22 protein-coding genes are annotated in these 21,938 nt (G+C 72.1%); 3 read left to right on the top strand and 19 right to left on the bottom strand.

Features of this window, described 5'->3' with window-relative positions:
- The first annotated feature begins 121 nt into the window (after positions 1 to 121).
- Entirely contained in the window at positions 122 to 898 is a 777-nt protein-coding gene (locus ACFXHB_RS22860) for an ABC transporter ATP-binding protein (protein ID WP_380576438.1), read from the top strand.
- Positions 899 to 925: 27 nt separating this feature from the next.
- On the top strand, positions 926 to 2,077 hold the full coding sequence (locus ACFXHB_RS22855) for a hypothetical protein (RefSeq protein ID WP_380576437.1): 1,152 nt from the start codon (positions 926 to 928) through the stop codon (positions 2,075 to 2,077).
- 63 nt (positions 2,078 to 2,140) lie between these two features.
- Here the strand turns inward: ACFXHB_RS22855 and rlmN are convergent, their stop codons facing one another.
- The 6 genes from rlmN to rpsB all read right to left on the bottom strand — a co-directional run bounded on the left by rlmN (position 2,141) and on the right by rpsB (position 8,393).
- Positions 2,141 to 3,241, bottom strand: coding sequence for a 23S rRNA (adenine(2503)-C(2))-methyltransferase RlmN (gene rlmN / locus ACFXHB_RS22850; RefSeq protein WP_380576436.1), 1,101 nt, complete (start codon positions 3,239 to 3,241; stop codon positions 2,141 to 2,143).
- 220 nt (positions 3,242 to 3,461) lie between these two features.
- Positions 3,462 to 4,598, bottom strand: coding sequence for a phosphatidate cytidylyltransferase (locus tag ACFXHB_RS22845; protein WP_380576435.1), 1,137 nt, complete (start codon positions 4,596 to 4,598; stop codon positions 3,462 to 3,464).
- Between the two features lie 200 nt (positions 4,599 to 4,798).
- Entirely contained in the window at positions 4,799 to 5,356 is a 558-nt protein-coding gene (gene frr, locus ACFXHB_RS22840; RefSeq protein WP_360642314.1) for a ribosome recycling factor, read from the bottom strand.
- A 119-nt stretch (positions 5,357 to 5,475) separates the two neighbouring features.
- Positions 5,476 to 6,240 (bottom strand): UMP kinase, encoded by a 765-nt coding sequence (gene pyrH, locus ACFXHB_RS22835; RefSeq protein ID WP_380576434.1) that lies wholly within the window; start codon positions 6,238 to 6,240, stop codon positions 5,476 to 5,478.
- Positions 6,241 to 6,503: 263 nt separating this feature from the next.
- Complete coding sequence (gene tsf, locus ACFXHB_RS22830; protein ID WP_380576433.1) at positions 6,504 to 7,343, bottom strand: translation elongation factor Ts; 840 nt, start codon at positions 7,341 to 7,343, stop codon at positions 6,504 to 6,506.
- A 129-nt stretch (positions 7,344 to 7,472) separates the two neighbouring features.
- Positions 7,473 to 8,393 (bottom strand): 30S ribosomal protein S2, encoded by a 921-nt coding sequence (rpsB, locus tag ACFXHB_RS22825; protein WP_380576432.1) that lies wholly within the window; start codon positions 8,391 to 8,393, stop codon positions 7,473 to 7,475.
- Positions 8,394 to 8,970: 577 nt separating this feature from the next.
- Between rpsB and ACFXHB_RS22820 the strand changes: the two genes are divergently transcribed.
- On the top strand, positions 8,971 to 9,705 hold the full coding sequence (locus ACFXHB_RS22820; protein WP_380576431.1) for a peptidoglycan DD-metalloendopeptidase family protein: 735 nt from the start codon (positions 8,971 to 8,973) through the stop codon (positions 9,703 to 9,705).
- A 21-nt stretch (positions 9,706 to 9,726) separates the two neighbouring features.
- Here the strand turns inward: ACFXHB_RS22820 and ACFXHB_RS22815 are convergent, their stop codons facing one another.
- The 13 genes from ACFXHB_RS22815 to trmD all read right to left on the bottom strand — a co-directional run bounded on the left by ACFXHB_RS22815 (position 9,727) and on the right by trmD (position 21,916).
- A complete protein-coding gene (locus ACFXHB_RS22815) occupies positions 9,727 to 10,299 on the bottom strand; it encodes a TetR/AcrR family transcriptional regulator (RefSeq protein WP_380576457.1) in 573 nt (190 codons plus the stop codon).
- Between the two features lie 181 nt (positions 10,300 to 10,480).
- A complete protein-coding gene (whiG, locus tag ACFXHB_RS22810) occupies positions 10,481 to 11,494 on the bottom strand; it encodes an RNA polymerase sigma factor WhiG (protein WP_380576430.1) in 1,014 nt (337 codons plus the stop codon).
- A 316-nt stretch (positions 11,495 to 11,810) separates the two neighbouring features.
- Complete coding sequence (dprA, locus tag ACFXHB_RS22805; protein WP_380576429.1) at positions 11,811 to 12,980, bottom strand: DNA-processing protein DprA; 1,170 nt, start codon at positions 12,978 to 12,980, stop codon at positions 11,811 to 11,813.
- 2 nt (positions 12,981 to 12,982) lie between these two features.
- Positions 12,983 to 14,716 (bottom strand): YifB family Mg chelatase-like AAA ATPase, encoded by a 1,734-nt coding sequence (locus ACFXHB_RS22800; RefSeq protein WP_380576428.1) that lies wholly within the window; start codon positions 14,714 to 14,716, stop codon positions 12,983 to 12,985.
- Entirely contained in the window at positions 14,717 to 15,214 is a 498-nt protein-coding gene (locus tag ACFXHB_RS22795) for a YraN family protein (RefSeq protein WP_380576456.1), read from the bottom strand.
- A 279-nt stretch (positions 15,215 to 15,493) separates the two neighbouring features.
- Positions 15,494 to 15,820, bottom strand: coding sequence for a DUF2469 domain-containing protein (locus tag ACFXHB_RS22790; protein WP_148642766.1), 327 nt, complete (start codon positions 15,818 to 15,820; stop codon positions 15,494 to 15,496).
- Between the two features lie 55 nt (positions 15,821 to 15,875).
- Positions 15,876 to 16,349, bottom strand: coding sequence for an NUDIX hydrolase (locus tag ACFXHB_RS22785; protein ID WP_380576427.1), 474 nt, complete (start codon positions 16,347 to 16,349; stop codon positions 15,876 to 15,878).
- A 181-nt stretch (positions 16,350 to 16,530) separates the two neighbouring features.
- The gene (lepB, locus tag ACFXHB_RS22780; protein WP_380576426.1) at positions 16,531 to 17,274 is read right to left on the bottom strand and encodes a signal peptidase I; all 744 of its coding nucleotides are present in this window, start codon (positions 17,272 to 17,274) and stop codon (positions 16,531 to 16,533) included.
- 157 nt (positions 17,275 to 17,431) lie between these two features.
- Positions 17,432 to 18,436: a signal peptidase I gene (lepB, locus tag ACFXHB_RS22775; RefSeq protein WP_380576425.1), complete on the bottom strand. Its 1,005-nt coding sequence runs from the start codon at positions 18,434 to 18,436 to the stop codon at positions 17,432 to 17,434.
- A 248-nt stretch (positions 18,437 to 18,684) separates the two neighbouring features.
- Entirely contained in the window at positions 18,685 to 19,437 is a 753-nt protein-coding gene (lepB, locus tag ACFXHB_RS22770; RefSeq protein ID WP_380576424.1) for a signal peptidase I, read from the bottom strand.
- A 172-nt stretch (positions 19,438 to 19,609) separates the two neighbouring features.
- Positions 19,610 to 20,515, bottom strand: coding sequence for a signal peptidase I (gene lepB, locus ACFXHB_RS22765; RefSeq protein WP_380576423.1), 906 nt, complete (start codon positions 20,513 to 20,515; stop codon positions 19,610 to 19,612).
- A gap of 77 nt (positions 20,516 to 20,592) precedes the next feature.
- Complete coding sequence (gene rplS, locus ACFXHB_RS22760; RefSeq protein ID WP_063347674.1) at positions 20,593 to 20,943, bottom strand: 50S ribosomal protein L19; 351 nt, start codon at positions 20,941 to 20,943, stop codon at positions 20,593 to 20,595.
- Between the two features lie 154 nt (positions 20,944 to 21,097).
- On the bottom strand, positions 21,098 to 21,916 hold the full coding sequence (gene trmD / locus ACFXHB_RS22755) for a tRNA (guanosine(37)-N1)-methyltransferase TrmD (protein ID WP_380576455.1): 819 nt from the start codon (positions 21,914 to 21,916) through the stop codon (positions 21,098 to 21,100).
- Positions 21,917 to 21,938: the final 22 nt, after the last annotated feature.

The following is a 21,938-nucleotide window of genomic DNA, read 5'->3' as shown; positions in this document are numbered from 1 at the left end:
CAAACATGCCTGATTCCGGGTGATTTGCCCCTGATGGGCCAGTGCGCCGCAACCGCGCCCGGTCCCGATCGTTCTAATCTGACGACTGTCATATCCCTGCGGCCACCCAGGATGGAACCTCATGTCAGCGGCCCCGCCTGACAACGACGTGCTGTGGGCCCGGGAGATCGTCAAGTCCCATCACGGCACCCCCGCCCTGCGCGGTATCTCACTCGGCGTCCGGGAGGGCGAGGTGCTCGCGGTCACCGGGCCGCGCGGCTCCGGGAAGAGCACCCTGCTCGGCTGTCTCTCCGCCCTCGTCCCGGTCGACGGGGGCGAGGTCTGGTTCAACAGCGCCCCCGTCCACACCCTCGGCCGGGCCGGCCGCGAACGACTGCGGCGCGACCGATTCGGCTTCGTCGGCTCCGAACCGCACCTGGTGCCCGAGCTGACCGCCCGGGAGAACGTCGCCCTGCCCCTGCTGCTGGCCGGCGCCGGCAACAAGGCCGCGTACACCGCCGCCGCCGAGTGGCTGGAGCGGCTCGACATCGGCGACATCGCCCGGCTGCGACCCGACCGGCTGATCCAGAGCCAGCGCCAGCGGATCGCCGTCGCCCGCGCGCTCGCCCCGCTGCCCCCGGTCGTCTTCGCCGACGACCCCACCGCCCCGCTGCACCGCGAGGCCGCCGAACAGGTCCTGCGGATACTGACCAGCGCGGCCCGCTCGCACCAGCTCACCCTCGTCCTGGCCACCCACGACCCCGAGCTCGTCCGGTACGCGGACCGCGCCGTCGCCCTCGTCGACGGACGGCTGGCCGCACCCGCCGCACCCGTCCCGCGCGGCACGTCCGGGAGCACCGGGACCGCCGCCGCGCCGGGAGCCACCGGAGCGTCCGCCGTATCGGCCACGCGCCGATGACGCCGCCCCGCCGCTGAAAGAGTCGACGTGTTCTATCTCCGTCTGGCCCGGGGCTACCGGGTGCCCGACCTCGGCCGCTGGCTGCTCACCGCACTGGCCGGCGCGGTCGTCGCCGCCTTCCTGCTGCGGGCCCTCGGCCGGGCGATGAGCGACCCGGCAGGCGGCGCCGACACCGTCGCCCGGCTGCTCTGGTGCCTGCCGCCGCTGGCGGCGGTCGCCTGGTTCGCCGCCGTGGCCGCCCGCGCGGTACCGGCCCGGCGCCCCGAACGGATCGCCGGCCTCACCGCGGCGGGCGCCGGCTCCGCCCGGATCCGGGCCCTGATCGCCGGTGAGGTCGCGCTCGCCTGCACCCTCGGCTCCGCGCTGACCCTGCTGCTCTTCCTGGTCCTGCGCAACGACATCGCCGGGCCCTCGCTCGCCCCCGAGGTCGGTATGGGCCTGCCGCTGCCGGCCGCCGCGCCGGTCACCCTGATCGCCCTGGTCCCGCTGACCGCGGGTATCGCGGCGGCCGGCGCGGTGCCGATCGCCGAGACCCTGCCCGGCGGGCGGCCGCACGTGCCGACCGGCTTCGGCCCGCTGCGGATCGCCCTGCCGATCGGACTGGCCGTGCTCGGCCTCGCCCTCGAACTCATCGCGCTGCGCCCGGGCGCCGCCGCCGACGGCCGCCCGATCCACCTGCCGGCCGGGCTCGGCAGCACCAGCACCGCCGCCCTCGGCGGCTGGGCGGCCTGCGCCCTGGGCCTCGCCCTGCTGACCGGCCCGCTGCTCTCCTGGACCGGGCTGCTGCTCGCCGTCGGCCGGCCGACCCCGCTACGGCTGCTCGCCGGGCGGGGCCTGACCGCGCAGGCCCGCCGGCTCGGACCACCCCTGGCCGTCCTGGCCCTGGCGGCCGCGGTGGCGCTCACCACCGTCCGCTACTGGATCGGGGAACCGGGCAGCGCGGACACCCTGCCCGCCGTCGAGGTCTGTCTGGTGCTGGGCTGCGCGGTGGCCGCCGTGGTCTCCCGGCTGGCCGAGCTCCGCACCGCCCGCCGGGACGTCGCCGGCGCGCTGCTGCGGATCGGCACCCCACCCCGGCTGCTGTTCGGCGCGGTGGCCCTGCGGACCCTCGCGGTCGGCACCGTCCTGTTGGTCACCGGCGGGCTGACCGCCGCCCTGGCGGCGGCCGGCCTGCGCTGAGCCGGTCCGGCGGGGTCCCGTTCGCCGCCCCCGCCGGTCCGGTCCGCCGTCCTGCCCGGTGTCTCAGCCCGCCGCGGCGAGCTGTCCGCAGGCGCCGTCGATCTCCTGGCCGCGGGTGTCGCGGACGGTGGTGGGCACGCCGTGCGACTGCAGCCGGCGGACGAACTCGCGCTCGTCCTCGGGCCGGGAGGCCGTCCACTTCGAACCCGGCGTCGGGTTCAGCGGGATCAGGTTGACGTGCACCCGGTGGTTCTTGATCAACCGGCCGAGCAGGTCCGCCCGCCACGCCTGGTCGTTGATGTCCTTGATCAGCGCGTACTCGATGGAGATCCGGCGGCCGGACTTCTCCGCGTAGTTCCACGCGGCGTCGAGCACCTCGGCGACCTTCCACCGGGTGTTCACCGGCACCAGCTCGTCGCGCAGCTCGTCGTCCGGGGCGTGCAGCGACAGCGCGAGGCGGCAGGAGAGGCCCTCGTCCGCGAGCCGGTTCATCGCCGGCACGAGACCCACGGTGGAGACGGTGATGCCGCGCTGGGAGAGGCCGAAACCGTCCGGCGCCGGGTCGGTGAGCCGGCGGATCGAGGCCAGCACCCGGTTGTAGTTCGCCAGCGGCTCGCCCATGCCCATGAAGACCACGTTGGACAGCCGGGCCTCGCCGCCCGGAATCTCGCCGTCCTTGAGCGCGCGCATCCCGGCCGCGATCTGCTCGACGATCTCGGCGGTGGAGAGGTTGCGGGTCAGCCCGGCCTGGCCCGTCGCGCAGAACGGGCAGTTCATACCGCAGCCGGCCTGCGAACTGATGCACATGGTGACCCGGTCCGGGTAGCGCATCAGCACGGACTCGACGAGCGTGCCGTCGAACAGCTTCCACAGCGTCTTGCGGGTGTTGTCGTCGTCGCACGACACGTGCCGCACCACCGACATCAGCTCGGGGAGCAGGCTCTCGGTGAGCTTCTCCCGGCTGGCGGCGGGGATGTCCGTCCAGCTCGCCGGGTCGTTGGACATCCGGCCGAAGTAGTGGTTGGAGAGCTGCTTCGCGCGGAACGGCTGCTCGCCCAGCTCGGCGACGGCCTCCTTGCGTTCGGCGGGGCTCAGGTCGGCGAGGTGTCGCGGGGGCTTGGCGCCACGCGGCGCGACAAAGGTGAGTTCTCCGGGCTTAGGCATGGTTCATCCAGTGTCGCAGACGTTCGGACCTCGGCAGACGGCGAAGGGCTCCGGACGGCGAAGGGCTCCGGACGCCTGGCGTCCGGAGCCCTCACTCGTCGTCGTGGCCCGGGCCGGGTCGCCCGGCCCGGCCTCCACCGCAGGGCCGCTGGGTCGCGGCCCGGGTTCGCGGTCCCGGCTGCGGGGCCCCGGGTTGGCGGCCCTGGGTTCGCGGCCGGACTCAGCTGCCGACGAAGGCCGCCAGCAGCAGCCAGACCACCGGAGCGGTCGGCAGGAGCGAGTCCAAGCGGTCCATGATGCCGCCGTGGCCCGGCAGCAGCGTGCCCATGTCCTTGATGCCGAGGTCACGCTTGATCATCGACTCGCCCAGGTCGCCCAGGGTCGCGACGACCGCCGCACAGCCGCCCAGGATCAGACCCTGCCACCAGCTGCCGTCGTCGATGATCAGCTGCATCAGCAGCGCGCCCGCCAGCATCGACAGACCGATGCCGCCGGCCAGGCCCTCGCGGGTCTTGCCCGGGCTGATCGTCGGGGCCAGCTTGTTCTTCCCGAACTTGTAGCCCACCGCGTAGGCGCCGGTGTCGCTGCAGACGGTGACGATCAGGAACAGCACGATCCGCTGCGGGCCGTCGTCCGCCGCCAGCATCATCGCCACGAAGGTCGCCAGGAACGGCACGTAGAAAGCGGTGAAGATGCCCGCCGTTATGTCCCGCAGGTAGTTCTCCGGCGGCTCGGCCATCCGCCAGACCATCACCGCCAGACCGGTCAGCGCCAGCGAGGCCGCCGCCCACTGGACCCCGGCCCAGTAGCCGGTCGCGATCATCGCGATGCCGCCCGCGACCAGCGGGACCAGCGGCGCCTTGATCTGCTTGCGCTCGGCCAGTCGGCTGGTCAGCTCCCAGATCCCGACCGACACGGCCGCCATCACCACGAACAGGAACAGCGCCTTCACCACGAACAGCGAGGCGATGATCACCGCGCCGAGGCCGACGCCCACGCCTATCGCGGCCTGGAGGTTGCGACCGCCGCGCTGCTTGCGCGGCTGTGGCTGCTGGTCGGGCTGGGCCACAGGTGTCTCCTGCCCTGGGTGGGACAACGGCACAGGGTGGGGCTGCCCGGCCGCCGGGTGGCTCTGCGGCGGCGCGGGATACGCCGGGACCCCCGGGTACGGCGGACCGCCGCGGCCGGGGGTGGGGGCGACATCGTCGGTGATCGCGCGCAGCACGACCGTCTCCGCCGCGCCCGGCACCGCCGTCCGGGGCTGCTCGTCCCGGAACAGCGGCCCGCTCAGCCGCCCGGCCTCCCGGGTCGGCCCCTCGGCGGGGTCGGGTCCCGGGTCGGCCGGTACGGGGGGCATGACCTGAGTCTCCTCCGCGTCACCGCCCCAGTACACCGGAGGCTGCTGCGAGTGACCCGTTCGGTGGCCGGGGTCACCCGCAGCGCCCGGTGCGGCCGGCCGCGGCGCGGGCGCGGGCCGGTACGGGGGGTGCGGCTGGTACTGCTGATGTTGCTGGTCGGATGGGCCCCAGTAGCCGGGGGCGTCAGGGGCGTCGTTCATCAGACTTCGAGCAGCTCGGCTTCCTTGTGCTTCAGCAGCTCGTCGACGGCGGCCACGTACTTGGCCGTGGTGTCGTCGAGCTCCTTCTCCGCGCGACGGCCGTCGTCCTCGCCGATCTCGCCGTCCTTGACCAGCTTGTCGATGCCGTCCTTGGCCTTGCGGCGCACCGAACGGATCGAGACCTTGGCGTCCTCGCCCTTGCCGCGGGCGACCTTGATGTACTCGCGGCGGCGCTCCTCGGTGAGCTCGGGAAGCACCACCCGGATGATGGACCCGTCGTTCGAGGGGTTGACGCCGAGGTCGGAGTCGCGGATCGCCTGCTCGATGGCCTTCAGCGCGGTCTTGTCGAACGGCGCGACGACGGCCATCCGCGGCTCCGGCACGGAGAAGGAGGCCAGCTGGTTGATCGGCGTCACGGCACCGTAGTACTCGGCCACGATCTTGGCGAACATCGCCGGGTGAGCACGGCCGGTCCGGATGGCGGCGAAGTCGTTCTTGGCGACCTCGACGGCCTTCTCCATCTTCTCCTCGGCCTCGAGGAGGGTCTCTTCGATCACTGTGTACTCCCTGTCCGGTTCATCTGCTGTTGTCCCGACCGGTGTCGGAGTCGAAGCCGGTCGCGGTGTGGAGGCCGCCGCACGTGGTGCCGGCGCCGTCCCGTACGGCTGATTGCTGCTCAGGCCCGGACAGAATCCTGGCTGATGAGTGTGCCGATCTTCTCACTCTTCACCGCACGCGCGATATTGCCCTCCGCCAGCAGCTCGAAGACGAGCATCGGGAGGTTGTTGTCCTTGCACAGCGTGATCGCGGTGAGGTCGGCGACCTTGAGATCCCGCGCGATGACCTCGGAGTACTCCAGCGCGTCGAACTTGACCGCGTCCGGGTTGGTCCGGGGGTCGGAGTCGTAGACGCCGTCCACGCCGTTCTTGCCCATCAGCAGGATGTCCGCGTGGATCTCCAGCGCGCGCTGGACGGCCGTGGTGTCGGTGGAGAAGTAGGGCATGCCCATACCCGCACCGAAGATCACCACACGGCCCTTCTCCAGGTGCCGGACGGCGCGCAGCGGCAGGTACGGCTCGGCGACCTGGCCCATGGTGATCGCGGTCTGGACCCGGGTCTCGATGCCTTCCTTGACCAGGAAGTCCTGCAGCGCCAGGCAGTTCATCACGGTGCCGAGCATGCCCATGTAGTCGGAGCGGGCCCGGTCCATGCCGCGCACCTGGAGCTCGGCGCCGCGGAAGAAGTTGCCACCACCGATCACCACCGCGACCTCGGTACCGGCGCGGACGACCGTGGCGATCTCACGGGCGATCGCGTGCACGACGTCCGGGTCCACGCCGAGCCCGCCGCCACCGGCGAAGGCCTCACCGGACAGCTTCAGCAGCACCCGGCGGGGCGAGCCGGCCTGGGGGTCCTGCGCGGTCTCCTGCGTCTCCTGCATGGACTTCTCCTTCTACACCTACTGGTTCACAGGCGCGGGTGTGCGGATCCCCGACCTGCGCGTACACGCGAGGAGGCCACTGCCGCGGGAACCGGTACGGTGTCCTGCACGGCAATGGCCTCCTCGTCGTTCATGGTGCCGACGCGGCCCGCCCATAGACGGATGACGCTGGGGTGAGCCCGTTCGGCGCGTCCCTCCCGCCCTGGTCATCGGACGGGGGCGGTTCCCAGCCTAAGCGTGCCGGGAGTCCGGTGGAACGTGGGTCAGGCGCCGACGCGGAAGCGGGCGAAGCGCTTGAGGGCGACGCCGTTCTCCTCAAGAACCTTGGCGACGGTCTTCTTGTTGTCCTTCGCGAAGGCCTGCTCCAGGACGGAGTTCTCCTTGACGAAGCCGGTGACGCGACCCTCGACGATCTTCGGCAGGGCAGCCTCCGGCTTGCCCTCCTCGCGAGCGGTGGCCTCGGCGACGCGGCGCTCGTTCTCGATCTCCTCGGCCGGGATCTCCTCGCGGGAGAGGTACTTCGGCGCGAAGGCGGCGATGTGCTGCGCGACGTCCTTGGCGACCTCGGCGTTCTCCTTGTCCAGCTCGACCAGGACGCCGACGGCCGGCGGCAGGTCGGGGCTGGTCTTGTGGAGGTAGACCGCGACGAAGCCCTCACCCGTGAACTGGGCGAAGCGACGGAAGACGATCTTCTCGCCCAGCGCGGCGTTGGCCTCGTCCACGAACTGCTGGACGGTCTTGCCGGGCTCGATCTCGGAGGCCAGCGCGGCGTCCAGGTCGGCCGGGGCGGTGGCGGCGACGTGGGCGGCGATCGCGTCGGCGACCTTGACGAAGTTGTCACCCTTGGCGACGAAGTCGGTCTCGCAGTTCAGCTCGACCAGGACGCCGGACTTCTTGTCCTCGGCGATCAGCGCGGCGACGGCGCCGTTGGAGGCGTCACGGCCCTCGCGCTTGGCGACGCCCTTCTGGCCCTTGATGCGGAGCAGCTCGACAGCCTTGTCGACGTTGCCCTCGGCCTCGTCCAGGGCCTTCTTGCAGTCCATCATGCCGGCGCCGGTGAGCTCACGGAGCTTCTTGACGTCCGCGGCGGTGAAGTTCGCCATGGTGTGAATCTCTTCTCGCGTCTCGCGTGTCTGCGTGGAGTTGTGCCGGGGCCGTCGGTTCGGTCCCGGCACGGGAGAGAGGGGCACTTACCGGTGTCGTACCGGCGAGTGCCCCTCACCCTTGGTACGTCAGGCCTGCTCGGCCGGAGCCTCGTCAGCGGCCGGAGCCTCGGCAACGGGCGCCTCGGCGACCGGAGCCTCGGCGGCGGGGGCCTCGGCGGCGGGGGCCTCGACCTCGGCGGCGGCGTCGGCGGCGGGAGCCTCCTCAGCCTTCTTCTCGCCCTCCAGGATGTCCTTCTCCCAGTCGGCCAGCGGCTGGTCGGCACCCGGCTCGACCTTGGCGTCGCCCTTGGCGACACCCGCGCGGGACTTGAGGCCCTCGGCGACGGCGTCGGCGATCACACGGGTCAGCAGGGTGACGGAGCGGATCGCGTCGTCGTTGCCCGGGATCTTGTAGTCGACCTCGTCGGGGTCGCAGTTGGTGTCGAGGATGGCGACGACCGGGATGTTGAGCTTCCGGGCCTCGCCGACCGCGATGTGCTCCTTCTTGGTGTCCACGATCCAGACAGCGCTGGGAACGCGCTGCATGTCGCGGATACCGCCGAGGGTCTTCTCCAGCTTGTCGTGCTCGCGCTGGAGGACCAGGAGCTCCTTCTTGGTGAGGCCGGAGCCGGCCACGTCCGAGAAGTCCAGCTCGCCGAGCTCCTTGAGGCGCTGCAGACGCTTGTAGACGGTCGAGAAGTTGGTCAGCATGCCGCCGAGCCAGCGCTGGTTCACGTAGGGCATGCCCACGCGGGTGGCCTGCTCGGCGATGGCCTCCTGGGCCTGCTTCTTCGTGCCGACGAAGAGGACGCTGCCGCCGTGGGCAACGGTCTCCTTGATGAACTCGAAGGCGCGGTCGATGTAGTTCAGCGACTGCAGGAGGTCGATGATGTAGATGCCGTTGCGCTCCGTGATGATGAAGCGCTTCATCTTCGGGTTCCAGCGGCGGGTCTGGTGACCGAAGTGGACGCCGCTCTCCAGCAGCTCCCGCATCGTGACGACGGCCATAGCCGTACTCCTAAGGTGTTGCGCCCGGCTCCCGCGCAGTCGACGACGTGGGTCGCGCGGTGGCGCTCCCCGCTCGGCGTCTGCGTGCGGCCGGGTCAGGCTCGGTTTTGTCCGTGGCAGCCAGGTGACAGCCACGCCTGACGCCCCGAACGTGCCGAGCCGCTTCGGCCCGACTGGTCCGAAGACCGGATCGGGCTCGGCGGACCGAGCGGCACTCGCACCAGGCGGGGGCGGCGGCTGAGCCGCATCCGTCCACCGGTGGCGGGGCGTGCGAAGTCGACCCGGCAGACCGGGTCGCGTGTGAAGTGTACGGGAAGCGCCGAGCAGCGGGCGACTCCACAGGGACCGGCGGTCGGTGGGGGGACGGGTGGGACGGCCGGTGAGGCGGTGCGGCGCGGTGGTGGGACGGCGTGCTCGGGGGCTCGTGGGCCGGAGCCCGTGGTCGGGGTCGTGGCTGGGCCGCGTTCGATGGTGCGCCACCCGTTGGGGGGACGGCGACTGTCCACAGGGGCCGGTTATCCACAGGAATCGGGGCGGGGGTGGTCGGACCCGCCCCCCGGCGGACAGCCTCGACGCCATGACCACTGCCCCCCGCGCCGCCACCCCGTCCGTGTTCTCCGGCTTCGCCGATCCCGTCCGCGCCTTCACGAGAGTGCGGGACGCGGGCGCCCCCGCGTCCCGCACTGTCGGCAACAGGGGCACGGCGCCGGCACTGCCCCCACCCCCTGGGCCCGGGCCCGATCATCGGCTACTGCTGCTCGCGCTGCTGGTGGTCACGGCGGTCCTGCTGACCGTCCTGCCGGGGTCGGTCGGCCATGCCGCCGGGGTCGGTGACGGGGTCGGTACCGGGGTCGGTGAGGGTGTCGCTGCTGGTACCGGTGCCGGACGGGTGTGGCCGGTGGGCGCTCCGGGTGGGCCGCTCAGGCGGTTCGAGGCACCGGCGACGCCGTGGGCCGCCGGGCATCGGGGCGTGGATCTCGCCGCCGGCGTCGGTGCGGACATCCGGTCGGCGGCCCCCGGAGTGGTCTCGTTCTCCGGCCTGGTGGCGGGCCGACCGGTGGTCACCGTCACGCACCCGGCATCCGGCACCCCGCCGCTGCGGACCACCTATCTGCCCGTCACCGCTGCCCTCACCACCGGCACCACCGTCACGGCCGGTCAGGTGCTCGGGCAGCTCGCCCCAGGCGCCGCCCACTGCGGCGGCCACGACTGCCTGCACTGGGGACTGCTGCGCGGCGACCGGTATCTCGACCCCCTGGCACTGTTCGGCGCGGGTGCCACCCGGCTGCTCCCACTCGGGCGCGGCCGGTGAGGCCGGTGAGGCCGGTGAGGGTCAGGCCCCGCCCAGGCCGTGCAGGGCGAGCGTGACAGCGGCGTCGGCGATCACGTCCGGGCTCTCGGCCGGACCGCCGGCGGCACGCTGCTCGGCCTGCCGCACGGCGGCTTCCACGATCCCCTGCAACAGGCCCGCCGCCAGCCTCGGCTGCTCGTGACCGAGGTCCTGGAGAGCCTGGACCACCAGTCCGACGAGCTTGCCGTGAGCGGCCCGGATCCGCTCCCGCGCCGCTTCGTCGAGCTCCAGCGCCGAGATCGCCGCCACCGCCCGGTGCCGAGGATCCCCGGCCAGCGCGAGCTGACCCCGGACATAGGCCTCGATCCGGGCCTCCGCCGTGTCGCAGCTCTCCATCCCGGCCTCGATCTCGGCCGCCCAGAGCGGAAAGTCGACCTCGCAGAGCAGCTCGACCACGGCGGCACGGGAACGGAAGTACTCGTAGACCGAGGAGCGCGCCAGCCCGGTGCGCGCCGCGAGCGCGGGGAAGGTCAGGGCATCCATTCCCCCCTCGGTGAGCAGGCTGCGGGCAGCATCGAGGAGTGCTGCTCGCTGCAGCTGTCGGTGCTCGGCCAGAGTGGCCGCTCGGATCTTCGGCACTGTCCCACTGTACGGAGCCCTACACCCCACCGATACGGCGCCGCGCATGACAGGGAGGCGCGGCGGCTCGGAGGAGCCGTCGTGGCAGCTCCCGCTCGGCACCGCGACCGGACACCCGAGGGCGGTGGACCCGGGAACGGGGGCGCGGACGGCAGGCCTACCGGATGTCCGACAGTTTGGCTCGCAGCTGCAGCACCGACTTGGTGTGGATCTGGCTGACCCGGCTCTCCGTCACCCCCAGCACCTGGCCGATCTCCGCGAGGGTGAGGCCCTCGTAGTAGTAGAGGGTCACGACGGTCTTCTCCCGCTCGGGCAGGGTGTTGATCGCCTGTGCCAGCAGCCTGCGCAGCTCCCGGTCCTCGGCCACCTCCACAGGGTTGTCCGCGCCGCGGTCCTCCAGGGTGTCGCCCAGGCTCGGCCGGTCCCCGCCCTCGCCCACCGGGTGGAGCAGTTCGTCCAGCGCCACCACGTTGGCGAGGGAGAGCTGACTGAAGATGGCGTGGAGGTCCTCGATCGCGATGCCCATCTCGGCCGCGACCTCGGGCTCGTGAGGAGTGCGGCGCAGCCGGGCCTCCAGCGTCGCGTACGTCCGCTCGACCGCTTTGGCCTTCTGCCGCACCGAACGCGGGATCCAGTCCAGCGCCCGGAGTTCGTCGATGATCGCGCCGCGGATCCGGCTGATCGCGTAGGTCTCGAACTTGATCGCCCGGTCGATGTCGAACTTCTCGATCGCGTCGATCAGCCCGAAGACGCCGGAGGAGACGAAGTCGGCCTGCTCGACGTTGGACGGCAGCCCGACCCCGACCCGACCCGCCACGTATTTGACGAGCGGTGAGTAGTGCAGGATCAGCTGCTCCCGCAACCGCTGATCGCCCGTCTCCTTGTAGGAGCGCCAGAGCTCCTCCAGCGCGGTGCGCTCCGGGCCGCCGGGCTGCCGTCGGGGCGCCGGTGTCCCGGTGGGAGCGGGCGGCGCGTCCTGGCGCTGCCCCGGCCCGGGGACCCCGGGCGTCTCGGACCTGACGACCGCGTCGGGCGTAGCGGCTGCTTCGGAGGCGTCAGGCGTACCGGGTTCGTCCGGCCGACCGGCGTACGCGCCGGCGTGCGCCGGTCGGCCACCCTGCCGGGCCAGGGCCCCCATCGCACCCGTCGCCTTGGGCGGGAACTCGGTCACGGGGCGCCGCTCGGTCCGCGGCCCTCCCGAGGACCGGGCGCCACCGGTCACTCTGTGTCCGGGAATGTGTGTGGGCATGCGTTGGTCTGCGCCGTTCTGCCGAGTCATGTGCTGATAGGGAAGGCAGTGCGAGCGTAGCGTGACCGACTCACTGCAATGTGCTACCGCCACTCGGTCGTCCCCCGATCCGGTGGCATTCGTGTCGCCGTAGTCCCGCGCCGGGGGTGAAATCCCGGCCGACGAGCCGTCTCCCTGCCACTCGCCGACCACCACACCTCCGGTCACGCCCCGATCACCCCCGTTCCGCCCTGCTCCCTCATCTCCCCCGCACCAACCGCCAGTGGGCACCGTGCCGCTCCACGAAGCCCAGTGACCCCAACTCGTAGAGCCGCTGGAGCACTTCGTCCGGCGGGAGCCCCGACTGCCGGGCCAGGCGCTCCACCGGAGCGCCCTCCGCCGTGGCCGGGACGGCCTCCAGCACTCTCGCCACCGCCGGTTCGAGCAGATCCCTCGGCAGTACCGGCCCACTGCGCTGCGGTGCGAGATCGTCACCGATCGCCCCGATCAGCTCGGCCACCTCGGCCGCGTCGGTGACCAGCGTGGCGCCGGCGCGGATCAGGGCGTGCACCCCGGCCGAGAGCTCCGAGGTCACCGGGCCGGCGACGCCCATCGTGTGCCGATTGAGGTCGCGGGCCCGTCTGGCGGTGCTCAGCGCCCCACTGCGCATCGCCGCCTCGACCACCACCGTGCCTCGGGTGAGTGCCGCGATCACGCGATTGCGCAGCACGAACCGGAACCGGTTCGGGTGCTCCGCCGGTGGGAGCTCGCTCACCAGCAACCCTTGGGCGGCGATCCGGCGAATCAGCTGGGCGTTGCCCCTCGGATAGGCCACGTCGACACCACAGGCGAGGACCGCGATGCTCATCCCCCCGACGGCCAGCGCGCCCCGGTGGGCGGAGGCATCGATCCCGTACGCCGCCCCGGAGACCACGACCCACCCCCGCTCGGCCAGTTGCGCCGACAGCTCCCCGGCGACGTGGGCGCCGTAGGCCGTGCAGGCCCGCGCCCCGACGACCGCGACCGAGCGGAGGGCGAGCAGCCGCAGCGAACCCGTCCCGGCCGCCCAGAGCCCGAGCGGTCTGCCGTCCCCCAGATCGTCCAGTTGGCTCGGCCATTCCGTGTCGCCCGGAATGATGAAGCGCCCACCGACGCTTCTCACACGTTCCAGATCGGCCGCGGCGTCGACGTCGACGAGCCTGGCCCGGTAGGCGGCGAGGCGGTCCGCGTCCAGGCCCGGGTGGTCGGGGACGGTGCCGTCCCGGATCGCCCGGACGACGTCGCCGGCGTCGAGCTGGGTGAGCCAGCGGCCCAGGACCGCGTCCCCCGGTTCACTGAGTCGGCTCAGCGCCGCCCGGGCGAGACGCTCGGACTCGGTGCCCCGGCCGGCTTCGGGGGAGTGCTGCGGGTGGTGCACCGTCTGGTTCATGCTCACGTCTCCTTGTCGCTCGGCCGCTGATCGGGGGTCACCTCGGGTGGGTCGGCCCGGAGCGGCCGGTCGCCCTTCGCCCCGGCCTTCACCCCGCTCTGCGGCAGCGACCCGCTGCCTGGCCGGCCGGAGGAACGCCCGACCAGGGGCAGCCCCTGCTCCACGCCGGTGCGGAGCACGAGCGCCGTCCGTACGTCCCGCTGGTCCGGGCGGTCCCGGCCGGCGAGATCGGCGACCGTCCAGGCGACCCGGAGCACCCGGTCCAGGCCGCGGGCGGTCAGCAGACCGCGCTCCAGCTGGCGCGCGGCGTCGTTCAGGGCGTTGGGCCCCAGCTGCCACCGCGTGCGCAACTCGTGGCCGGGCACCTCGGCGTTGGTCCGCCACGGCGTGTGCTCCAACCGGGCGGCCGCACGCTCCCGCGCCGCCAGCACCCGGGCCGCGACGGTCGCGGTGTCCTCCGCCGTGGCGTCCCGCTCCATCAGCTCGACCCTGGTCACCGGGGCGACCTGGACCTGGAGGTCGACCCGGTCGAGCAACGGCCCGGACAGCCGGCCCTGGTACCGACTGACCATCGCCGGAGTGCATTCGCACCCCTCGCCCCGGCGTGAGTACCGCCCGCAGGGGCAGGGATTCGCGGCCAGACAGAGCAGGAACCTGGCCGGCAACCTGAGCGATCCGGCCGATCGGGCGATCACCACTTCCCCCGATTCGAGCGGCTGGCGCAGCGCGTCGAGCACCCGGACCGGGAACTCCGGAGCCTCGTCCAGGAACAGCACCCCCCGGTGGGCCAACGAGACCGCACCCGGTCTGGGCAGCCCGCTCCCGCCGCCGACGATCGCCGGCATGGTGGTCGAGTGGTGCGGGGCGCAGTACGGCGCGCAGTTGATCAGCGGCCGCCCGGCCGGAAGCAGTCCGGCCACGGAGTGCACGGCGGTGACCTCCAGGGCCTCCTTCTGGGTGAGCGGCGGCAGCAGCGCGGGCAATCGCTCCGCCAACATGGTCTTGCCCGCGCCCGGCGGGCCCTTCAGATACAGGTGATGACCGCCCGCGGCGGCGATCTCCAGTGCCCGTCGGGCTTCGTACTGGCCGGCCACGTCCGCCAGGTCGAGTCGCGGGGCTCCCTCGTCGGGCAGACCACGCACCCCCGCGGTGGGGAGCATCAGTCCGGCCATCAGAGGGTCCGGGCGGCCGGTGACCGGGTCCGGCGGCTCGTCCGGCTCGGGGGCGCCGGTGAGGAGCGCGACGAGTTGGCGCAGGCTGCGCACGCCGATGACGGTGACACCCGGGACCAGCGAGGCCTCGGCGGCGGTCTGCTCGGCCACCACGACCCTCCGGTAACCGGCGTCGGCGGCGGCGAGCACCGACGGCAGGATGCCGCGCACCGGACGCACCCGGCCGTCGAGCCCCAGCTCCCCGATGATCAGCAGGTCGGCGATGGACGACGGCTCCAGCCGCTCGGCGGCGGCGAGGACGGCGCAGGCCACCGCGAGGTCGAAGCCGCTACCGCTCTTGGGCACCGAGGCGGGGCTGAGCCCGACGGTGAGCTTTCGCTGGGGCCAGACCTCTCCGCTGTTCACCAGGGCCGCGCGTACCCGGTCGCGGGCCTCGGACAGGGCTTTGTCGGGCAGACCGACCAGGGTGAACGCGGCGACTCCGGGCTCAAGGTCCGCCTGGACCTCGACGATCACGCCGTCGACGCCGACCAGGGCGACCGAGCAGGTACGGGCGAAGGCCATTCAGACCACCCCCCGCAGATGGTCCACCGAGGCGGCGCCCCGGGCGCGGTTGATGACCGCCACCAGGTCGATCCGTACCCCTCCGGGCGGGACGGGCGGCCACTGCGGATCCGCCGGAGCGGGCTGGTACCCCGGGCCGGCCAGCCGGGCGAAGTGGCCGGGCCAGCGCTCGGCCACCCAGCGTTCCGCCAGGCGCTGGAGCCGGGCGGCCTTGGTCCGGTCGATGGCCTCGCTCGGCTGCTGGAAGCCCCGCTCGGAGCGGGTCTTCACCTCACAGACCGCCAGGGTGTCCCCGTCGAGGGCGACGATGTCCAGCTCGCCCTCGACGCAGCGCCAATTGCGGTCCAGGATCCGGAGCCCGCTCTCGGCGAGCCGACGGGCGGCGACCCGCTCCCCGTAGCGGCCGAGGCCGTTGTTCGTGCCGCGCCCCGGCGGAGCCTTCGCCGGAGCGGCCCGCGACGGGCGCGGCGGAGCCGACCCCTCGTCGAGACCGGGCAGCTCCGCCGGACGATCCTCCGGCGGCCTCGCCGCCCTGCGCCGGGCCTGCCCGCCCGGCCGGGACTTCGCCGTCTCGCTCTGCTTGCGTGTGGTGCGCTTGGTGTCCTGCACGGTGACCACCTCCGCCGCGGAGGTTGCCGTGCGGCCCGGGGCCGGGCCAGAGGCTTGCTACTTCCTGTGGATAACCCGGCCCTGTGGATAACTTCTGTCACCCGCAGGGGTGAGAATCCAGGGAAAGTCGAAATTCCCCTGGACACCGCAGGACCGAGCGGTCCAACGTCAGTTCCCGAACCCGGAGTCGTCCGAGGGCAGCTCCAGATCGCTCTTCGCGAGCTCCTCGATGTTCACGTCCTTGAAGGTCAGCACCCGGACCTTGCGGACGAACCGGGCCGGCCGGTACATGTCCCAGACCCACGCGTCCGCCATCGACACCTCGAAGAAGACCTCGCCCTGGACCGAGTGCACCTGCAGCTCGTAGTCGTTGGTGAGGTAGAAACGTCGCTCGGTTTCAATCACGTACTTGAACAGGCCGACGACGTCCCGGTACTCCCGGTAGAGCTTGAGCTCCATCTCGGTCTCGTACTTCTCGAGATCTTCGGCACTCATCCAGGCGTCCCCTCAACTTGTCACGTCCACCCATTGTGGACCACCGCACTCACCCTCAGAGCCTTACCGGCGTGACTGGCGGCCCCTCGGCCAACAGTCGCCCCAGGAAGTCCGCCAGCCCGACCGGATAGATCGTTTCGGCGGTCGCCCTCAGCTCCTCGACCGTCCACCAGCGTGCCGCGAGCAGTTGGGCGTGTTCGTCCCCACCCATTCCCGAATGATCGAGCACCGTCTCCACGGTCCGGGCCAGGTGGAACCACTGCTCCTGCTCGTAGCGCTGCTCCCGAAAGGAGAACGAAGCCGTGCCGTACGCCACCACGGGCCCCAGTTCCACTCCCCGGAGCCCGGTCTCCTCGCCGAGCTCGCGCATCGCGGCCTCGCGAATGCCCTCCCCCGGCTCCAGGCCTCCCCCGGGGGTGAACCACCAGGTGACACCCGGCACCGCCGGGTCCGACCCCTGGAAGAGGAGCAGGCGGTCCTGCCCGTCCAGCAGCAGGATCCGCGAAGCCTTGCGGCGCTTGGCCGTCATCTCTGCCTCTCCCCCTCCCCCCGGTCGTCCGACCGGCTCCCCCGATCCTGCCACCCGGCAGGACCGTCCGGGGCGATGTTCGACAGAGCGGCCGGGCCGCGGACAGCGGCGGTCACGGCGGCGTCGCCTCCGGCTCGAACCGAGGTCGCGGCGTCGGGTGCGGCCGCACCCGCTGCGGCGGTCAGCCGGCTCGGCGGCGTCCCAGCCGTCGGACCGCGCCGGCCACCCCGCCCACCGCGCAGGTCACCACGATCAGCGCCGCACCGGCCACGGTGGCGTAGAAGGCCGGCTCCAACGGCCCGGGCCCACCCGCCTTCGACCCGCCGAGTCCGTCGAAGGCCGCGGTACGGGTGAACATGCCCGTCCGACCGAACGGCAGCACGGTGGCCTCCACCCGGGCCTCCACCTCTGTGGCGGAGATCGTGCCGCCGTCGATCTCCAGGTGGAGACGGGAGTCGAGCGACCCCTGCCGGTTGTCCCCCAGCAGGAAGAGCCGACCGGGAGGAACCGCCACGCCGAACGCGCTCCCCTGCAGTCCCTGAGCCGCCAGGTAGGGCTCGTCCACCGGCTTGCCGTTGACGGTCAGCCGCGGGTCGTCCCCGGTGGTCGCCACGGTGTCGCCGCCGACCGCGACCACCCGTTTGACCATCAGCTCACCGCCCCAGGCCTGGTCGCGGAAGACCACGACATCACCCCGGCCCACGGCCTTGCCGTCGATCTGCCGGGCCAGGACGGTGTCCCCGGCCTTGAGCGTCGGCGACATCGAGCCCGTCGGAATGCGGTACGGCCGGTAGTCCAGGGCCATCACCACGAAGCCACCGACCAGGAGGGCCAGGCCGAGCCCGATCAGGACGCCCTGCAGCACGGTGGACGGCTTGCGCCGGGACCGCGCGGCCGCAGGCGGGCGGCCTGCCGTCTCTGTCACGACACCGCTCATCGAAACCATCCACCCCTGCCCGACCCGGAAACGCTCATGGCACGCCGGGACCACAGGCGGAAAACCCGGCGGGCCGTGGCACGTCCGAGCAGATTACTCGTCGGTACCACGGCCCGCGCAAGACCCGGGGGCGACCCGGTGGTGGTCAGGACTGCTTCTCGCGCTCCGACCGGTCCCTCATCCGGCGCACCAGCGGAAGCAGGCCGACAGCGCCGACCGCCCCGGCCACGGGCGGCACGAACGGCACGGCCGCCGCCAGCCCCTTCTGGTCGAAGGTCTTCGGCACCGGCAGCGTGGCCCAGTGGTTGATCGGCCAGGCCACCACGAAGGCACGACCGATGACCTCGTCCACGGGAACGGTGCCGCCACCCGGCTGGTCCATGTGGAACCGGGAGTCCAGCGAGTCCGCGCGGTGGTCTCCCATCACCCAGATCCGACCGTCCGGCACCTTCACCGGACCGAAGGGCTTCGTCCCGCAGGGGGTGTTGCCAGGGAAGACGTAGGGCTCGTCGAGGGCGATCCCGTTGACCTTGACCGGGCCTTCGCCCTCGCACTCGACGGTGTCCCCGCCGATCGCGATGACCCGCTTGATCAGGTCCTTCTCGTTCTCGGAGGGCATCAGGCCGACAAAACTGAGTACGTCCTGAACTCCCCGGACAAAGGAGTTGCTGCTCTGCTTGGTGGGCTCGTCCGCGAGCCAGCCACCCGGGTCGTGGAACACCACGACCTCGCCACGCTCGGGCTCGGCCCCGAACCACGGGGTCAGCTTGTCCACGAGCACGCGGTCGCCGACCTGAAGCGTGTTCTGCATCGACTCCGACGGAATGGAGAACGCCTGGACGAAGAAGGTCTTGATCACCAGCGCCAGGACCAGCGCGATGCCGATCAGGATCGGCAGCTCTTTCCAGAACGAGCGCTGCTTGTGCTCCTTGCCGGCCGCCTTCGTCTCCGACTCGCCCTCGGAACCCGCTTCGTCCCGAGAGTCGTCGGAGGCACCGTCCGCGCCGCTGCCCTGTTCGTCGGCGGACTGAACCGCCGCGTCCTCCGGGGCGGTCGCGGACACGGCGGACTCAGTCGACCGTTCCGACCGATGACCGGAGCCCTCGGGCTCTCCGGCGCCTGAGCGGGCGCCGATCACCAAATCCCCCACAACGTCTCCTCCCAGCTGTGCGGACGCCTGCGCGTCCGCGCTCACAGTGCCGCACAGCGGGCACTACCTCCACCATCGACCACGACACGGCCCCAGGGCCGCCCTCCTCGGGCACACCTGACACCCGCACAGCCTCCGGACACGACCGTTTGTCACGCACCGGCCGTACCAGCACTTCTCTATCACTCCCGGGCATCCGGCTCGCGCTCCCACGCGCTCCACCCGGCCGGCGGGCAGACGGGGTGGACCTACTCCGGAGGCTGCCCACGCCTTCGGCCGACGAACGGAAGGATGCCCAACACACCCATAACGAGCGGAGGTTCCTTCGGAAGCGGCCCAACATCCATCGAATCCGGCCCAGTTCCCCGGGCGTCCGCGGACCGTGCCAGCGAGGAGAGTGAACCCGGCGCATCAAGTTGATGAACCCGGCCGACCGGCCACGCGATGACGAACGCCCGACCCACCACACCGCTCAGCGGGATGGTGCCCTGACCCGGATTCCCCATGTGGAAACGGGAGTCGGCGGACACGTCCCGATGGTCACCCATCACCCAGAGCCGCCCCTGCGGCACCTTCACCTTGAACGGCTGGCGGGACGGCGGGTTGCCCGGCGACAGGTACGGCTCGTCGACCGCCGTGCCGTTCACGCTGACCCGGCCGCGCTCGTCGCAGCACTCCACGGTGTCTCCGCCGACACCGATCACCCGCTTGATCAGATCCTGCTCGCTGTCGGACGGCAGCAGCCCGACATAGGTGAGGACCTGCTTGGCCCCGCGCAGCACCGGTCCGTCCGTGGACTGCTCGTGGTCGGCCTCCAACCACCCGCCCGGATCCTTGAACACGACCACATCGCCGCGCTCCGGCTCGGCGCCGAACCAGGGGGTGAGCTTGTCCACCAGCACGCGGTCACCGACCTGGATGGTCTGCTCCATCGAGCCGGAGGGAATGACGAAGACCTGCACCATGAAGGTCTTCATCACCAGTGCCACCAACAACGCCACCAGGACGATCAGCGGAATCTCGTGCAGGAGGGACCGTTTGCGGCGGCGAGCGGCGCGGCGGGCGGTGCGACGGCGGGCGGCCCGACCGCGGGCGGGCCCCGACACCTCCGGCGCCGGTGCTCCCGCCGGTCGGTCCGCGGGTGCGGCGGCCGGTCGGTCGGCCAGCCGGCCCCTACCTCTGGTCCCCATGGCCACCGGTCCCCCCTACCGCGGCGAACGCCGCCGACCGGTCCAGGCCGGCCCAGTGACCGACGGGGTAGACCACCCACTCCGCGCGTCCGATCACCCTGCCCTCGGGCACGAAGCCGCCGCCGGGCTCACCCAGGTGGTCCCGCGAATCACGGGAGGCACTGCGGTGGTCCCCCATGACCCACAACTTGCCGGCCGGCACCACCACGTCGAAGGCCACGTCGGAGGGCTCGTCCCCCGGCGCGAGGTAGGAGGACTCGTCGACCGACACTCCGTTGACGGTGATCCGCGCACCCGACCCGGTACTGGTCACCCGGTCCCCGCCGACACCGATGACGCGCTTGACGTAGATCGAGTCGCCCGCCGGGGCCAGGCCGAGGTCCTGGCCGAGCGAGCGCAGCGCACCCCGGACCCCGGACGGCTCGGCCGATCCGCGCCGAAAGGAGCCCGTCCCGTCGAAGACCACCACATCACCGCGCTGCGGGTGCCCCCCGAAGGAGTAGGCCAGTTGGTTGGCGAGCAGGCGGTCACCCGGTCGCAGACTGTTCTCCATCGAGCCGGAGGGCACCGAGAACGGCCGTGCCACGAAGGCGTTCACCAGAAGCAGCGCGAGCAGGCAGATACCCACGAGCAACAGGGCGTCGCGCGAGCGCGAACGGGGCGACGCCTCGGTCTCCTCCGCCAGGTCGCCGGCCGCCTCCCCCTCGGTGCGCCGGGCCGCCTCCCGCTCCGACTCGGTCCCCGGCCCGGTGCTCGGCCCGGTCTCCGGGCCAACCGCCGGCTCCTCGACGGGCGCGGCCGCGGAAACGACCGCGGACCGCGACGGCGAGTCCGCACCGGTGGGTGCGGGACAGCCGTCGCGGTCCGCGGATGGTTCGTGCGTGCTCATCGGGGGCTGAGCTTACCGTGCGGCAGCCGCGCCCCCTAGAGCGCTCCGATCCCCCGGCAGGGCCGGGGGCCGGTGGATCAGCGGTCGCGCTTCTCCTTGATCTTCGCGGCCTTGCCGCGGAGGTCACGCAGGTAGTACAGCTTGGCGCGGCGAACCGCACCGCGGGTCACGACCTCGATCTTCTCGACGACCGGGGTGTGGACCGGGAAGGTCCGCTCCACGCCGACGTTGAAGCTGACCTTGCGAACGGTGAAGGTCTCGCCGACACCGGCGCCGTGGCGGCGGATGACGACGCCCTGGAAGACCTGGACACGAGAGCGGTTGCCTTCGATGACCCGGACGTGGACCTTCAGGGTGTCACCGGCGCGGAAGGCCGGAATGTCGCTACGCAGCGAAGCCGCGTCGACAGCAGCGAGCTTGTTGCTCATGTTGCTCTCCATCGCAGGCGCCACGGGCCGCCCACGGAAGTTCGTCACAATGGGGTTCGCTGCGGGCCGCATCGGTTGGCGATGATCCCCCCGTGGCGGGGGCACCGGACCACGTGACCCCTACGAGAAGGGCCCAGCGACAGACAGCAGCGACCTATTCTTCCACACCATCGACCACAGACCGAAATCGGCCGAGCCGCTCGTCCCAGGCCAGGCCGAGAACGCTCAGTGCCGCACGGTCCTTCTTGTCGAAGCTCCCGTTCTGCCAGCGCCCGACCAGATCGGGCCGGTTCGCCAGCGTCCGGGCGAAGGCCTGCTCACGCCGCCAGCGGGCGATCCGACCGTGGTTGCCGCTGAGCAGTACGTCCGGGACGGTCCGGCCACGCCACTCGGCGGGCTTGGTGTAGACCGGGCCCTCCAGCAGGTCGGCCATGGCGCCGGGCGCGAAGGAGTCGTCCCGGTGGGACTCGGCGTTTCCGAGCACCCCCGGCAACAACCGGGCGATCGCCTCGACCATCACCAGCACGGCGACCTCGCCGCCGGCCAGGACGTAGTCGCCGATCGACACCTCGACCACCGGCATCCGGGTGGCCGCCTCCTCGATCACCCGCCGGTCGATGCCCTCGTACCGGGCGGGGGTGAAGGTGAGCCACGGACGCCCGGCCAGCTCCTGGGCGAGCTCCTGGGTGAACGGGCGACCGCTCGGGGTGGGCACCACCAGGGTGGGCACCTCCCCTTCGGGGCCACGGCTCAGCACACCGTCCAGCGCCTCGCCCCACGGCTCGGGCTTCATGACCATGCCGGGGCCGCCGCCGTACGGGCTGTCGTCGACCGTCCGGTGGATGTCGTAGGTCCAGGTCCGCAGGTCGTGGACGTGCACATCGAGCTGGCCGCGGGCACGGGCCTTGCCGACCAGGGAGATGTTCAGCGGCTCCAGGTACTCGGGGAAGATCGTGACCACATCGATCCGCATCCCGTCCTGAACGCCCTGCGCC

It is taken from the genome of Kitasatospora sp. NPDC059327 (genome assembly GCF_042752535.1).
In the GTDB taxonomy this organism is placed as follows: domain Bacteria; phylum Actinomycetota; class Actinomycetes; order Streptomycetales; family Streptomycetaceae; genus Kitasatospora.
The sequence above is the reverse complement of the archived record's forward strand: the minus strand, read 5'-3'. Positions and strand labels throughout refer to the sequence as shown.

What these genes read in the sequence shown, in the direction of transcription:
- dprA (WP_380576429.1), bottom strand. Translation starts at nt 12,980, where the DNA reads ATGAACCAGACGGTGCACCACCCGCAGCACTCCCCCGAAGCCGGCCGG.
- ACFXHB_RS22845 (WP_380576435.1), bottom strand. Translation starts at nt 4,598, where the DNA reads ATGCCCCCCGTACCGGCCGACCCGGGACCCGACCCCGCCGAGGGGCCG.
- ACFXHB_RS22800 (WP_380576428.1), bottom strand. Translation starts at nt 14,716, where the DNA reads ATGGCCTTCGCCCGTACCTGCTCGGTCGCCCTGGTCGGCGTCGACGGC.
- ACFXHB_RS22785 (WP_380576427.1), bottom strand. Translation starts at nt 16,349, where the DNA reads ATGACGGCCAAGCGCCGCAAGGCTTCGCGGATCCTGCTGCTGGACGGG.
- rpsB (WP_380576432.1), bottom strand. Translation starts at nt 8,393, where the DNA reads ATGGCCGTCGTCACGATGCGGGAGCTGCTGGAGAGCGGCGTCCACTTC.
- ACFXHB_RS22860 (WP_380576438.1), top strand. Translation starts at nt 122, where the DNA reads ATGTCAGCGGCCCCGCCTGACAACGACGTGCTGTGGGCCCGGGAGATC.
- ACFXHB_RS22790 (WP_148642766.1), bottom strand. Translation starts at nt 15,820, where the DNA reads ATGAGTGCCGAAGATCTCGAGAAGTACGAGACCGAGATGGAGCTCAAG.
- tsf (WP_380576433.1), bottom strand. Translation starts at nt 7,343, where the DNA reads ATGGCGAACTTCACCGCCGCGGACGTCAAGAAGCTCCGTGAGCTCACC.
- trmD (WP_380576455.1), bottom strand. Translation starts at nt 21,916, where the DNA reads ATGCGGATCGATGTGGTCACGATCTTCCCCGAGTACCTGGAGCCGCTG.
- ACFXHB_RS22820 (WP_380576431.1), top strand. Translation starts at nt 8,971, where the DNA reads ATGACCACTGCCCCCCGCGCCGCCACCCCGTCCGTGTTCTCCGGCTTC.
- lepB (WP_380576423.1), bottom strand. Translation starts at nt 20,515, where the DNA reads ATGAGCACGCACGAACCATCCGCGGACCGCGACGGCTGTCCCGCACCC.
- pyrH (WP_380576434.1), bottom strand. Translation starts at nt 6,240, where the DNA reads ATGCAGGAGACGCAGGAGACCGCGCAGGACCCCCAGGCCGGCTCGCCC.
- rlmN (WP_380576436.1), bottom strand. Translation starts at nt 3,241, where the DNA reads ATGCCTAAGCCCGGAGAACTCACCTTTGTCGCGCCGCGTGGCGCCAAG.
- rplS (WP_063347674.1), bottom strand. Translation starts at nt 20,943, where the DNA reads ATGAGCAACAAGCTCGCTGCTGTCGACGCGGCTTCGCTGCGTAGCGAC.